At 44.9% G+C, this 14,535-nt stretch carries 14 protein-coding genes; 10 read left to right on the top strand and 4 right to left on the bottom strand.

Annotation, left to right across the window (positions count from 1 at the left end):
• Positions 1-458: 458 nt before the first annotated feature.
• The 4 genes from U0358_RS03090 (at position 459) to U0358_RS03075 (ending at position 1,823) form a co-directional block, all read left to right on the top strand.
• Positions 459-611, top strand: a complete 153-nt coding sequence (locus U0358_RS03090) for a hypothetical protein (protein ID WP_322407012.1) — start codon at positions 459-461, stop codon at positions 609-611.
• Positions 589-765: a hypothetical protein gene (locus tag U0358_RS03085; protein ID WP_322407011.1), complete on the top strand. Its 177-nt coding sequence runs from the start codon at positions 589-591 to the stop codon at positions 763-765. Before U0358_RS03090 ends, U0358_RS03085 begins: the two co-directional genes overlap by 23 nt.
• Positions 766-1,269: 504 nt before the next feature.
• The gene (locus U0358_RS03080; protein ID WP_322407010.1) at positions 1,270-1,542 is read left to right on the top strand and encodes a CopG family ribbon-helix-helix protein; all 273 of its coding nucleotides are present in this window, start codon (positions 1,270-1,272) and stop codon (positions 1,540-1,542) included.
• Entirely contained in the window at positions 1,530-1,823 is a 294-nt protein-coding gene (locus U0358_RS03075; RefSeq protein ID WP_322407009.1) for a type II toxin-antitoxin system RelE/ParE family toxin, read from the top strand. Before U0358_RS03080 ends, U0358_RS03075 begins: the two co-directional genes overlap by 13 nt.
• Before the next feature lie 155 nt (positions 1,824-1,978).
• On the opposite strand, the gene yjjJ is transcribed toward U0358_RS03075, so the two are convergent.
• Positions 1,979-3,358 (bottom strand): type II toxin-antitoxin system HipA family toxin YjjJ, encoded by a 1,380-nt coding sequence (gene yjjJ / locus U0358_RS03070; protein ID WP_322407007.1) that lies wholly within the window; start codon positions 3,356-3,358, stop codon positions 1,979-1,981.
• 479 nt (positions 3,359-3,837) lie between these two features.
• On the opposite strand from yjjJ, the gene U0358_RS03065 reads away from it, so the two are divergent.
• The gene (locus tag U0358_RS03065) at positions 3,838-4,194 is read left to right on the top strand and encodes a hypothetical protein (protein WP_322407006.1); all 357 of its coding nucleotides are present in this window, start codon (positions 3,838-3,840) and stop codon (positions 4,192-4,194) included.
• A gap of 416 nt (positions 4,195-4,610) precedes the next feature.
• Here U0358_RS03065 and U0358_RS03060 read toward each other — a convergent pair whose 3' ends face one another.
• From U0358_RS03060 to U0358_RS03050, 3 genes are all read right to left on the bottom strand, one after another.
• On the bottom strand, positions 4,611-5,924 hold the full coding sequence (locus U0358_RS03060; RefSeq protein WP_322407005.1) for a type II toxin-antitoxin system HipA family toxin: 1,314 nt from the start codon (positions 5,922-5,924) through the stop codon (positions 4,611-4,613).
• Positions 5,921-6,280, bottom strand: a complete 360-nt coding sequence (locus U0358_RS03055; protein WP_322407004.1) for a helix-turn-helix transcriptional regulator — start codon at positions 6,278-6,280, stop codon at positions 5,921-5,923. The genes U0358_RS03060 and U0358_RS03055 overlap by 4 nt, the downstream gene beginning before the upstream one ends.
• Positions 6,281-7,047: 767 nt before the next feature.
• Entirely contained in the window at positions 7,048-7,464 is a 417-nt protein-coding gene (locus U0358_RS03050) for an MbcA/ParS/Xre antitoxin family protein (protein ID WP_322407003.1), read from the bottom strand.
• Positions 7,465-7,751: 287 nt separating this feature from the next.
• Here U0358_RS03050 and U0358_RS03045 point away from each other — a divergent pair, with 287 nt between their 5' ends.
• The 5 genes from U0358_RS03045 to U0358_RS03025 are packed head-to-tail and all read left to right on the top strand — an operon-like array spanning position 7,752 to position 14,363.
• The gene (locus tag U0358_RS03045) at positions 7,752-8,618 is read left to right on the top strand and encodes a BrxR family helix-turn-helix transcriptional regulator (RefSeq protein ID WP_322407002.1); all 867 of its coding nucleotides are present in this window, start codon (positions 7,752-7,754) and stop codon (positions 8,616-8,618) included.
• Positions 8,615-9,400 carry a Wadjet anti-phage system protein JetD domain-containing protein gene (locus tag U0358_RS03040; RefSeq protein ID WP_322407001.1) on the top strand — a complete coding sequence of 262 codons (786 nt, stop codon included), beginning with the start codon at positions 8,615-8,617 and terminating at the stop codon, positions 9,398-9,400. Before U0358_RS03045 ends, U0358_RS03040 begins: the two co-directional genes overlap by 4 nt.
• Positions 9,397-12,333 carry a hypothetical protein gene (locus tag U0358_RS03035; protein ID WP_322407000.1) on the top strand — a complete coding sequence of 979 codons (2,937 nt, stop codon included), beginning with the start codon at positions 9,397-9,399 and terminating at the stop codon, positions 12,331-12,333. Before U0358_RS03040 ends, U0358_RS03035 begins: the two co-directional genes overlap by 4 nt.
• Before the next feature lie 4 nt (positions 12,334-12,337).
• A complete protein-coding gene (locus tag U0358_RS03030; protein ID WP_322406999.1) occupies positions 12,338-13,777 on the top strand; it encodes a hypothetical protein in 1,440 nt (479 codons plus the stop codon).
• Positions 13,764-14,363, top strand: coding sequence for a condensin complex protein MksE (locus U0358_RS03025; RefSeq protein ID WP_322406998.1), 600 nt, complete (start codon positions 13,764-13,766; stop codon positions 14,361-14,363). Before U0358_RS03030 ends, U0358_RS03025 begins: the two co-directional genes overlap by 14 nt.
• Positions 14,364-14,535 lie beyond the last annotated feature (172 nt).

Genomic DNA, 14,535 nt, shown 5'->3' with positions numbered 1-14,535 from the left:
AGAGGGTTAAGGGCTTCGGCCATCACTGTCTACGCAGCCCTCCGAAGACAGAGAGCCCCTATCTGGCCTGATGGGCTTTTCTTTCGTACCTTTGGTCAGAAGCTTACCCGTAAGTGCGTTAACGTATGAATCACGTCTGGGAGTTATTCTCTGACGCATCAAGTCGATTGATACCCCAGATACCGATACCAAAAAAGATTATTAATCCAACAATTAGCATCAACAGTAGCCATAATTGTCCAGTTGTCATAGTGTTTCATCCTATTTATGAATAGTCGCTCAACGAACAGAGTATTAGCTAGATTTAACTCTGAGTATACCGACTTAGTCTGAGTTTTGCGAAAAGCTTAAAGACGCATCATACTATCCAATACAGCATCGCTGATGACTATTCGCTATTAATGAGGTAATTAAAAATAACGCTCGATAATCCGTTGCCTAGAAAAGAGGCGCAGGGAATGAATGAGACAACGGCAGAAAAATTAAAGCCTTCACACAAAGAGTCGGAGCTTTTGCTTAGGCTCAATGAATATACCAGTCAGGCGCAAGAGCTAGCCGAGGTAACTCTTGAAACAGAAGGAGTGTCGAATGAACCGTCAGCCCCCAAATAGTGAACAAAAAACGAGAGACGAGAAGCCGGGACATGTCAACAAGTACAGCCTTGACGAGTTATTATCAAAAAGTCCGGCTGGCAGTTTCAAACTCAACTCTAAAGATAAGCAATGGTTAAGTGGCCCGATTATTGAGGGCAATAACGTAAGCTGAGAGAAATAGTTCTGCTGATAATGAGTAGAATTGATATCGAGTGTGTTTGCTGTCTATTCGCAGCGCTGAGAAATGCTACTTAACCGGCCTTATCAAGATAAGAGCGTGTCTTAATCTTTGCTTTTCCGACTTCCCGGAAAAACGAAAAGTGTTAGTGCAACCGCGACTACCAAGACAAATGGTGCGGCACCGATAAAAATCGCTTCGAGCGTATTCACTTTTGCTTCCTCAAGCACAACAACAGATTTAAGTAGTTTAGCGCAAGATGTCCGAATGTGTACAGTTTTTTGCCTTGGTCATGAACACTCCTAATAGACATATTACGCCTCGTTTTAGATGTGTTCGTAAAATCTGGGTAGAACCCGTCAGGCGTAACGAGCAGACCGATTCGTTAATTATGCGGCAAAGACACTGATATGGTATTCAGTAAACATCATTGGATAACACGACATTTATGCGATAGTATCGGAAGGTATTACCTTTTAATACTTAGGTAGGTTAGGAATGGCAACATCCGTAAAACTGAATGATGATATGAAAAAACGCGTTCAGCATTTAGCCGATACTCGTCATCGTTCAGCACATTGGATCATGCGTCAGGCGATCCAGGATTATGTTGAACGAGAAGAAAAACGAGAAGCGTTTAAGCAGGACGCACTTCGTGCCTGGGAAGATTATCAGCGTAATGGCTTGCACTTGACACAAACGGAAACCGATGAATGGTTGTCCAAACTTGAATCGGGTGACGATGCCGAGCTGCCAACGTGTCACAGGTGATCTGGTCTCCGGCCGCCTTGGCAGATGTTCAGCGTCTGCATGATTTTTTGCGAGATAACGATCCGATAGTGGCTCGCGAGGCCGTTAAAAGCATACGTAAGAACGTCTATATTTTGGCTTACCAACCTGAGATTGGCCGTCCGCTGGATGATATGCCTATTGAATTTAGAGAGTGGCTCATTGATTTTGGCCAGAGCGGTTATGTCGCACTGTACCGTTACGATGGCATTAAAACGATTATTCTTGCAGTTCGACATCAGAAAGAAGTTGGTTATTCGTAAATCTCCAGCGGTTTTTGATTCCGGCTCATTTGTCGATTCACACCAGGCGAAAAGCTGAGAGTTTGGGTTGTTGACACCATTGCTCAGAGAGCTTAAATGAAGCCGCTAATTGAAAAGGTAAAATCCCTATCGTTCAAACTGACGGTATATTTAATTTAAGCCATCCTCTCTATCGAAGCCGCATAGTCCTCAACAACTTTTAATTGCTGCTCTGCCAGGCTTTTAAAGTGGCAACTAATAACACTGCTTTCTGTCACACGAGACCAAAAGTCATGTGCCGCTGCATAGGCGGTTTGCCAACAAATCTGTGGGACATTCGGATGAAAACGTATGTTAAACGGCTCCGATGGCAAATCACCGGCACTGGTTGGCGAGTAATGCATTGGCAGCATGTCATAAACCGGCGCTAACTCATAAGGTCGCCCGTCAAAATTCAGCGCGGAAACGTTACCTAAATGCATGTCGGAATTTGCGATAAGTTGTCCAAAAGCCCAGGCAACCTTGCATCGCGTCATCGCTTCTTCGGTGATAACACCTTGCTGATTCAAAGCGTCTGCAATGTCAGGCCAATGCCCATTAGCCTGCCCCACAAACTCTAAATCCAAACTCGCAAAGGATACCACGCCAACTCGTCCACCCTGCCGAGTTCGGTCAAATCGCTGAGAAGCGAGCAACGTTCTTCCATCAATATTGAAAGTGCGATTATGAGCAGCAACGTCGGAAATCACAGCATTAAGCGCTGCAGCTGCTAGTGCTTCTGAGTTCAGTAAATCCGCCCACCGATTCGCGACTGAATCAACCTCAGTTTGCATCACCCTTCCAGAGAATTTAACGATACATTCTCCCTCATCAAGGTTTGCAATGAATTTAGGCTGTTCACCTTTAGCCGATGAATCAAAATGCTCACCACGGGCTATAGCATCAGCCTTGGTGCCTGCTTGCTCATGACCGATCACAGTTTCCTGCGGACGCTCTAACCATCGGGAGTATGCCTCATCGCCCAGTAAGAGGTTACCAACATGATCTTGCGGAAACTTCGCTAGTACCGCAAGTGCCGTATCTTCCGACCATTTATTAGGATCAGGCTCCAGACGCTCGCCTTGCTCCCTTAGCTGTTTAGCAAAGGAGCGGCCCAGAAACCCTTGCGGTCTCATATCAGATAACCACCATGGCAAAGACTCATAGAACTTCCACTCTGACAATACCTTGCTGTTATCGTTATCCGAACGAAAATATTCCACCAAATAACTGTCATCCGGATATACGATATGTAACAGCGCTATTTTCTCCGCCTTTCCATTATCATTAACACGATAAATTGGCAGTACAGATTGTCCCGGAAGCATAGGCAAGGTACGTCGCAGTAGCCAGCGAGTAGCACGGCCTTCGCCTGCTTTTATCACCACTTGTGAGCCCAATCGATTCAGCCGCCGCGTAACCGTTGTTGCATCAACCCGTAAACCACGAGCAAGCTCAGCCGCCGACATCGGTTCAGACTTCAATGATAAAATTATGTTATCGGCAACCTCATTCATGGATTAAATAGCTCTCGTTATTACTAATAATACGGTAAAAAAATCAAATTCCGCATAGATAATGCAGGCATTAAAATAACTATAAAAAACTGTTATTTATGAATTATTTAATAAAATCAACAAGTTTTAGCAGGCTTGGATGCATTGATTTACAATATTTGTTTAATTGTTATAGCAGATGCCAGTAAATTTGTCAGTATGTACTTGGATTGTCTTCTTTGAAGCTAGCCAAGTGAAATTAAATCAACGCTATCTCTCCCAGCCATCACAAGCGAATACAGCCATCTTTTTGTGATTATAAATTAATCGAAAAAAATATTTTTTAGTAGTTTACGCGCGATTATTTTCCTTAAAAAACAACAACTTGACAAAGAAAAGCAATATCGATAGACTCAATCGGGAGCTCAAAAAACTGATTGAATTTTCAGCAAATTAGAGCCCGACCCCATTGACGAAAATTTGAAAAAAGGGCTCACAAAATGTTTATTGCAGTGCATAAAACATGGCAAATTAACGATGCGTTCACGACTGCGTTCGATGATAAAGATCTCATGCGCTTTAACTTTGTCGAACTCACCGTTAACGCAGAAAGGTTTATTGTTGAACTAACCTTTGAAGAAAAAAATACGGATGCTGATGACGAGTACACAGTTACAAATCAGTACTTAGCTGGTACCTTGCGGGGAGCCGTTGAACTTACTAAAGTAGAAGGTGTTGTCAAAAATAGGATATCGATCATCATTCCGCGTTTCGCAAATCATATAGAGTCTGATAAGTACGCGATTGAAGATATTGACGAGATTTTCCGTGTAGAAAACACCGAAAAAAAACAGTAACTTCGGTATTCTATTTCGACTTGCAGACGAAACAGAGTACCTTGACTATCGTTGCGAACATTTTGAAAAATACAAAATTAAAGACTGCATCTACAGCAATAAATAAGTATTAATAAAGTTGACGCGAACAAGTGGTGACTTATGCTGCCTACAACTGTATTAACTCATCACTTAAATATGAAAACAGAGCTGCCAACTCAGAGATTAAATGAACTCTGCGTATTTCGGTGATTCGAAACAGCGATTCCGGACTTATCACGAAAATTGCGCAGGAACAGGTTTTTAACGCTTTTGTCAATGAGCTGATCACAAAACTTGAGGGAAAACGGAGGTTCCACGCTTAGTATTTTAGTCGTTAACAAAACCCGGACACCTTTTTAGCTAAAAGTACGGAATTTCAAGAGCTTATAGATAATTCAGATTGCCAAGCGCTGGTTTTGCCTAATGAGCTCGGCGAGCTCCTGAGGAACTCCATGCTCTTTTGCTAACTCAGGCCAACGACTCACTGAATTGATAACCTCATCCAATATTTCATCCACAAAACTCTTTTTAAACAGTGGCGACAACTTTCTCAACTTGTAGAAATCATCTCTCACAAAGTTATCTCGCTTACCATTTAGCGTCATCCAATGGCTGTTAACCCAGCGACTACCTGGCTTGTAGGAATACGCAACATCATACGCTGGAGCCAGCTCCCAACCGCCTTGCGTCAACTGAAAAGCAAAGTTTTTTGCATGATCATCGTGGTTGCGTGCGACAATATTAAAAGCCATACGGCGAAACAGCTGGGTCGCTGCATCCCTGGACAAACCCAATGCTCTAATAACGCCAAACAACTCCTCATAGGAGTACGAGCCGGGTTTCTTAAAGTCAACGTGGGCTAAACCGTTCAGCGTCTGTATGTGGACCTTATCATTTCCACGACGGTCAAACCGACGAGTGAGAAAATGGCGGCGATCGCCCTCAGTGAATAATTGGGTCGGCTCCATGTCAATACCGCAATCGGTCGCCATCAGGTAATACACATACTCCATAACGCCGTAACCCATAGGATCGCCAAAGGTTTCCTTATTTGCATTGTGCTCACTGACACCGTCAAACTTCATTAAGTAATGTGTAAAACCTTGCGGCACCTTTGCCTGGCCCGAGCGAACTTCCGTGAAATCATCGTTAAAGGCCAAAACGGCTTTCGGTCTCGCACCACCTGCACTCATCCCCACCGACATCAGCGTGCGCATGGCATCTTGATTTTCAGAATTATCACCACTGAGCTCAAGATTAAACTTCTCACGACTATCGACAATCTCCTGAGCAATCTCTACGAGTTGCGATATTTGTACGGGCTCAGAGCCGTTAAACCCTGCTCGCTGTTTCACAGGCAGATATTCCAACGCCCCCATCCCGCGTTTGCCTGTATATTGAAGCCGCTCCAACGGCGTAATTTCACTCGGCACACGCCCTTGCGAAGCAACCCACGCATTAAGGATCTCATTCCCAAAATCGTCAGGCAGTGAATCGGCAATCATCCCTGGCATTCCCTTAAAAGTTTCCTCGGACAGGCCAGGGAATTGATAAATCTTATTCGACAGTGGCATTTTTAACGGCGACAACTCAATCCCAGTATCAACGAACTGTCGGTCGTACTCGAATGCACCTAAACCAGTATTGTCATTATAAGATACATAGCCAACAACCGTGCCTTGGTATTCAACTCGAATTACATCAATCACCAGTCAGCATCCTTATGACTTATTCTGTGTGGGTTGCTGGTCTTACCGATCTGCTCCTTTCCAGAAGCGCGCTGGCGCTCTTTACCACGTAACTTATAGAGTTCAGCGGGAGACAATGGCTCTTCTGCCAGGAAGTTATCCAGCTCACTAACGCGTCCTAACGCATGCAGCACTGCTATAAATGTCTCAAGGTTCATTGCGCCCGTATTTTCCGAATTAGCGACTGCACGACGAGATAAGCCTGCGGTATCAGCGACCTGTTGTTGTGAAAGGTTCTGATTCAATCGCGCACGTTTAAGTCGTTGCCCAAGCGCCTCAGCAACCGCAGCCGATGACATAGAATCAAATGAAGCCATATAAGGTCACCTTTTATTCTCATAAATTCCACATAGATATTTAATGTGCACTTTAATTGATATTATAGGTCGCGCGTAAAAAAGTCTAATTAACCAGAGCCGAGCCAATAAATCCCAGGAGTGTAACTTTCCCTAGCAGAAAATTTAAAGCGCACATTAAATTACATTAAACATTTAAAATGCTATTAATGACACCTTTTATTACTATTAAAAAATTCTCTCATATGCATGCTCTCTAGATATTGGCGAAATTTTTCGTTTAAAAAGCACCAAGAAAGACGATGACTTCGGTATTCTATTTCGAACAACCGACAAAACTGAATTCCTGAACTTGAAATTTACCCCAAAAATTGTGATCACTTTGGTGTGATGGGAATAACTCTCCCAAACTTACCCCACTAATTGTGCAGAAAAAGCCTTTTTTAACGATTTTTCACTGAGCTGATCACAAAATTTGGGGTAAAACAAAGCTTTCACGCTTAGGGTCGTACAATTATTAATCACCACTCACAATTTGTGGGGGATTTATTCGCTTTGCACAATTTCTGGGGTAAACGCCATTCTCTCTCATCCGCTGATCGTTTATTCAGCGGCATTTATGTGATTCGCATGTTGGTACGTAGCAGTTATCATCATTACCTGCACGCTTTTGTCATCATTTCCCCCAAAAATTGGGGAAACAAGCATTAAAGTGCGTTTTAGTAACGCAGCCGCCCCGATGTTACAGCTTGCTACGGCAAAGGACCGAACCTGCTCTTTAACGTCAATTAGCTCCTTGAGGCGTCCAGATAACGCCGGATCTCATACAGACCAACGAGCGAGCCTGATAGCATGACATCTTTCGGTGAGTTCTCGCCAAAAGCTCGGTTGCAATTGTTGATCCATTCCTGTTTATGCGCGTCCTGTAAAAATAAAATTCGTAACGCTTCATGAATACCGAGGATCAATGAAACACGCGTGCGACGGTCTGTTGTCAGCTTGGATCGCATTCTGCCGCTTTTCATCCGACGAAAGGTTGCTATGGGAATATCTCCCAATACAACGGCTTTCTCTGCGTCCGAAAATCCCCAAAAGTCCAGGGTACGAACGGCAATGTTGAAAGCCACCTGGTCTTTCTCCACGGTTTTCCCTTCGTGATTTTCCCGAAACTGCGCAGGATCAAACGTTAATGCTTGTGCGTGCATGACTCAACACCTCTATCAAATGACAGTTAGAGTTTAGTGCTATCAAATGATACTGCAAGTGCTCGTTATTTATTTTTCGATTTCGATGCAGCCATGGTTAGCACTGTTTTTTGTGTAGTTCCAATGCAGTTGATTGCTAAAGGGTAAATCGGATCCGCGCATGGTTGCGTCCTTAAAGCCTGGGGATAGTCGAACAAAGAAACAGATAATACTGTACGAATACACAGATTGCCCCATCTATGCGTATAAACTATTATCGTATACACGAAAACAATATATATAATACAATGCCAAATAATAAACCCGCTATCGATGAGAAGCTGTACGAGCGATATAAAGCAATCGAATACCTCGCTTTCTGGGAAGGCGGTGTTAATGCGTCGCGACTATCAAGGTTATTTGGGGTGCAGGCTAATGTCATAAGCAAAGCGATTACAAACTATCGCAAACACTATCCCGATGCGTTGGTGTATATGCCAAGCGATCCGGAGAAGCTGTTTGTCGCGACAGAAGCATTTGAAACGCACTTCATTCGGCCACAATGGGCTGACTACATTCAGTTTATGCTCGCCGTTGGCTCTCATTATATTGAGGGGCTTTATGGATCTGATGCCTTCCATAATGCCGTCACACCGCTTGCGATGCCAAGTCCTGTTATTACACGGGTGTTATTAAAAGCCATCCGTAACAATGCAAAGGCCACCATCCTGTATAAAAGCCGTACGCATCCCCAGGGGCTGCAACGAGACATTATCCCACAGCAATTAAGTCATGATGGATTGCGCTGGCACTGCCGAGCATACTGCTGCCGGCGCAAGCGTTTTTCCGATTTCAATCTTGGGCGTATCAGTGACATTGTTATGACGGAAAAAGGTGTCACTCTCCCGGCTATCGATACGTTGTGGCATCAATACGCGCCCATTGAAATTGCACCACATCCGGCGCTTGATGAAACTGAGAAAATGCTGGTATTAAACGACTATGGTCAAACGGCGCCCTTTGTCATTAAAGCGCGCTGCGCCATGGTTGATTACACCCTGCAATATTACCGCCTGGGTCGTCACGGCTTACAAAGCGACCCGCGTCAGCATCCATTAATTGTTGCCAATATTGAGGCACTGAGCCCCTACCTGTTTGAGCAGGCCAGCCAATGAACATTTATAAGTACCTACAGCAGATAAAAGCCGGCAAACCGGTCAACGCGATACGGCTCGATGAGCTTTTACATCACCAAGGGCTCTCATTAGAGGTGCTTGGGAAACTTTCATTTTTGAGTCGAAAAAAATATCTGATCGAGTCAGTCAATCACGAACTGCTGGCACAGTGGCTAGAGCGCTTCGCGCCGGCGACATCGCGTGTCGATGCCTCCCGGCGCGCAAAGGATTCACACCAACATCGTACCTCTGCAGCCTATTTTACGGCCAAATTACTGAGTGATCCGGATCATCATTTTGCCATTGCCTGTCGCAACAGCGGCGCCTCTACCGGACGAACAGTCATCCCCGCTGATGCCACGCTGGTATTAATTGAGAACAGTGAGTGCTATACCCAGCATGGCCGCTTTTTACTAAACGTTGGCTTAGAGGACTTATCCCCCAACACGGTTATTTTGCTCTCCGGTGGTAATGCCATCACACACCCGGCCGCACTGGCCTATTTATCTCAATTCCCGCGCATACATTACTGCCCGGATTACGACTTAGCTGGCATCGAAATATATGAAACCGCGAGCCAAACGCTAGCGCATAAGCTGCACTTTGTGATGCCCGATGATTTGGTCAGTTACGCACGTTACTGCAAAAAACCAAAACACCAAGCCCATTATTTAAAGGCTATTGAAAAGGCCAGGTACCACAACTTTGACGCGATGGTTGAGTTATTAATTGCCGGTCAGGGCGTTTTAGAGCAAGAAGTCCTTATAGGAGAAGACAAGTGAATACGAGCACGACCAAGATCATCATCAAGCGTATCGTCGCTGTTGATTCATCATCCATGGCGTATGCTGAAGCGTTATTAAATGACAATATCTTGCTGATGGGGCTTGGTAATGTCGGTAAATCAAGTCTGGTCAATGCGGTACGCTTTTTCTTGTTACCGGATACCAACGTAAACCAGGCAAAAGATAAGTTTGCCTTTCGCTCTGGTGCAGACAGCGACGACAAAGAGAGTTACTACGACAAGGACGAACTCTATAATTACTACTTCCCGACCGTGCATTCGCGCCTCATTCTTGAGGTGGAGCATCAACTTCTTGGTGGTGGGACGCAGAGTCACTGCCAAATCATCTCCAGAGGCGGGGATTACAAAATACAGCGTGTCTTTATCCCGGAGCCTTACGAAGCTATTGAGCATCTGTTCTGGCAAAAAGACGACGGCAACGGTACCCGACCGACGAGTCCGGTCGGCTCGGACCTAGTCCCTCGACTGCGTGAAGTGAATAAAAATGCTAAGCAGTATTCACAGCGCGACCAGCTGATAGAAGCGCTCTATACATTCAATGCCATGGACCCGGCAAGCACACCGTTTGCTATCTTCCCACTCAATAATATCCGTGCGAATTCAGTCGACTCCGTCAGGGCGCTGGTCAAAATGCTGTTTAATCAAGATGCGGGCTCTCTTAGGCTAATGACAGCCACTGCTGTTGAGGCACAGGACGCATTTGATGAAACACTGGAAATCGATATCAACGAAATTATCGGCAAAAAGCATGAGCTGACCCAGCGCAAAGATCAGTTAGCACAATTACGTGCACTTGAGCCTCAATTCACTGAGCTTCAGGAGCAGTTTTCGCGACTTCAGCAAAAAAACGCCGCAACCTCACAATTTATAAGTCTGTACCAAAATACGAAAGCACATTGTCAATCGCTTGAGGAACAAGCTGACGCCATTGGTCGTCGCGTTGAAACCTTGAGTCAAAAATGCAAAACGCTGAGCCAACAGAAGCAAAATGCCTTAACTGATATGCAGGTTAGCCAGAAACAAGTCAGTCGATTAAATAAAGAGATTGAACAAAAAACGGTGATAAAAAACCAATGCGATCAGATCATCGCATCGTATCCCGATGAGGGTATATCGTTCGTCCTGGAATCACTCAAAGATTACCTGCAGGAAAAACAAAGCGACTACAAGAACCGGACAGAGCAAAACACCCGGGAGCGACGCATTACAGAGATTGAGCAGCTCATTAAAGACAAGGAGCAAGAACTAAAAAAAGTAGAGGCTAAAATCCGGGACAAATCGAAAAGCCTGCATGCCCAGCTACCGGAGCCGCTTTACAACAAGCTGTATTCAGTCAATAGCAATCTTGCAAAAGCGAATCCTGGGCGCGATTTAACCACCGATGAATTGTCGCGAATTAATCAATTTTGCGAGCTTTTAATAGAGCGCGGCGGATCACTTGATTTTTTTGATGAATCAATTCCGCTGCTCAGTGAGCCCTATCAGCCCATCACAGAAAAAGATATCACGAATATTGAAAGTGAACTGTTCGATTTAAAAGAGGAGCTCAAGGAATTAAAAGAGCTCAACACCAACGCAGTCAATAGCTCGCACAAGGTTGAAGTGCTAACCCGAGAAATCAAAAGCGCCGAATCTGATATTGAAAAAATCGAGGGTTATACAGCGACTTGCCAGAGAATCAATTCAGCAACCGCTGATTATGAACAAGGGATCAAAGACCGGGATGAGTATGCTGAATTACACCAGGAACTAGAGACGGCTTACGAGCGAGATAATAGTGAATTGACCCAGGCACGCAGTAAATTATCCACAACGCAAGATAAGGCCAAAACGTTGAGCATGATGCTATCTCAGTATCATAACGCGATTTGTCGCTTTCCAGCAGCGCAAACACGTCTTGACGCGGTGTTAGCAGGTGAAGAAGAAGCCCCCACCGGCGACGAAGTCGGTGATGGGGAGAGCTTTCAACGAACATTAAATGCACTGCAAGACGCTGAAAAGGCCAAATACGAAATCAAGCAGAAACTTATCGAGCTGATCAAAGACGGCCTGATAAGTGACGACTACCAACTGCTTGAGCGTGACAATGGCGATGATGCCGTCGTTAATACATTCAATATGCTGGCCCAAAAGTTTGAGCTGCTATCACACAACAGCGATGTACTGGCACAAGATACTCGTCGTCATAATGAGCATATTAGAAACCGCCTGGAACGGCTCAGTAAAACCAAAGACAAGATCGAAACCACCGTTTCCCAGATAAACCGGGATATTGAAGGCGCCTCAATGAACGACATTGAAGAGGCCCGGCTTGTTGTTGAATTAGAGCCCCTTTTTAATAGCCTGGTTGACAGTTGGCGTAATTTCGACTCGCTCAATACCGAAAATACGTTACCGTTTGAGTGGTATAACATGCTCCAAAAATTCGTTGATAGTAAGGCCGTCAGTGACGATGATGGCAAATTGCGGCTTAATCACCTCATTCAAGGCACCCGATATGAAACGCGCAAAGCTGGCGCCTCGTGGGATAGCAAAAAACAATCAACATCGACTCACATGCTCATTAATACCCACTTTTGCGACATCTTCCTTGATAAGCTGGCCAGTCAATCTGCGCATATTGCCTTCCCGCTGATCGTGGATGAAATTGGCAGTATTGATACAACGCAGATCCCTGAGCTCATCGCCACATTGAACAACAAAGGCCATTACCTTATCGGCGTGACCGTGGATGGGAAAAGCGGTGCCGTATTCGAAGCCATTGGCAGCTATCAGGTGTTCACCCGCGACAATCTAACCACACACCCATACAGCAAAGAGCGGCGTAATACCGCTATTCCGAGGTTTCGAGAATATTTGAACGTCGAGCATCCGGATACACCACCTTCTCAATCATCGCTTGAGGTGTGAAGTTATGGCGGACTTAATACAAAAACGCTTCAGTACAATCGAAACCATATTGAAAATGCTCAATCATCGTGAGCTTATGTTTCGTGCTATTGAAACGTCTGATAAGCGTCAGGGCAATGCCGTGATTGAGGCGGAATTCTTTTATCTGGTAGCTGAATATAAAAAAGGCTTGTCAGCAGAGAAGAAAAAAGAGGTAACCATCGTTTTTGACCATAAAAATTTATTGTCTGCCAAGGTGCTTGATGATCGACGCGCCACCGACGGCGTGACAAAGTTATGGTTTAACTCGGTTATCATTGATTTATTTCGCCTGTGCAAAATCAGCCTATATCGCCCGTTGAACAAAACCTCACTACTGTCAGCCATGACGCCAATATGGTCCATACTGTCAGATATCAATGAGAAGCGGCTTTCACTTACCCCGGGAACTGAAGAATACGACGAATGGACCGACACATTGAATGCCCACATCACGGGGTTACTCGGGCGAATAAAAGCCAACATTACGAAGCTGGAGCAGATTGGCGAACAATTCCAGGAGGATATCGCAGAGGAGGCTGAGCGCGAGCTACCTGATGCTATGAAGTTTAAATTCGAGCACGCCTCGAAACTCTATCGTCGCGAAGTGCAGCCGCTCAGTTCATTTTTGGATAAAGACACGCGCTACGAGAAAGGTGATGGTATTTTGCTGACCATTGATGCGTTAAAAAATGTCTTTGTCCGCAATGGCGATCTGGAGTACCAGGCGCTTATGACGAACTACTATCTGCAATACCTGGATTTATTCGAGCCAATAAAAGCGGTCGCCGACAATATCAGTATTTATCTGAGAAAGACCAAAGAGGCGATTGCAGAGCACAACGCCATTGAGTCGGCTTATGTCATCATCAAGCAAGCTTATAATAAGACATTAAGTGCCGATCGCCGGCTCAAAAATATCAAGTTGTCGGATCTGCAGGATTTAGCGCCGGAGCGAACACTGGGCAAAATCAAACGCCCTGCCCCTATACAGATTGATAAGAAACCGGCCTTTTTAAGTAACGTGTTTGATGAGCTGGCACGCCGGACCCTACAAAGCGCCCATAGTATCGACGATAAATTGGTGTTTGAGGACGTTATTCAAAAAGACAGCGCTGTTGCCATCCGGCACTCAATTCGTCTGAATCGCTGGGTCACATCGCATTCATGGCCGGAGAATGTTGATTTTATCGCGCATGCTTATGAACAGCTCAAAAACACGTTTGAAGGATTCAAAGTACCTGATTTGCTGGAGATAAGCAGCACACTGGTGACCTCCAAACAGTATACGATTAAAGCACTACCGGCATTCAAGCAGATCCGTGAAGAAGATCCTGATACCGGGGTTGTTACTGAAATGGGTTACTGCGTTCGTCATATTACCGCCACCCGACAACATTCAGAGGGTTCTGATGGAAATCAATAATACGTTCTCACAAACATCACCTAATCTTTCACGCGCCATTTATCAAATGTTTGCTGAAGGCGGGATCATTAACAAACACGAATACGTGCAGTCCGTTGCCGACTTTAAAGAATCTTCCATGTATCAAGAGTTGGTCACCAATCATAGTCACTATGAAGCGCTGTATTGGCAGTTGGGATATGTCCTCGCGCATGATGGTGAAGGTGAATTTTTCCACATTAAATCAAAAATTAAAGACGAAGAAGACGATGAATTTAATGAGGCCGCCTTAAAAGTTATGGCGGTATTAACATTGTTTGCGCGTATAGCAACACAACGTGGGCAGCCTCTCCACTTGCTCGGCGAGCCGGCTCAGGGGTTAACGGTAGCTGACATTGATATGCTGGATAGTGACGAAGAGCTGCAACAAGTATTACGAGCGTTAAAGTTCAAGGATAAGTCTAACGTTATCAGCATGCTAAAACGGTGTGGGTTTATCTTTCAGGTGAGTTCGACAAAGTACGTCTTAAGTAAAGGCGCGGTATCAATGATAGACGCCATTATAGAGCATCAACGGAACGTGAGTGGCGATACGCAGCCTATATGAGAGTGACACGTGTTCGGGAGATGGCAGACAAAACTTTTCGCCAGAGCGATAAATCAGCTTGCCAATAACTCTTCCAGTCGACGAAGTTGCAGTTGATAAGCCTCTGAATTTTCTTTGGCTATTTGCATTCTGAGGTTGGAAGATAGAGCAATAGACAATAAACAGCCAAAGT

The organism is Idiomarina sp. PL1-037, assembly GCF_034422975.1.
Lineage (GTDB): Bacteria > Pseudomonadota > Gammaproteobacteria > Enterobacterales > Alteromonadaceae > Idiomarina.
Note: the sequence above shows the minus strand (reverse complement) of the source record. Positions and strands in the feature narration are given on the sequence as shown.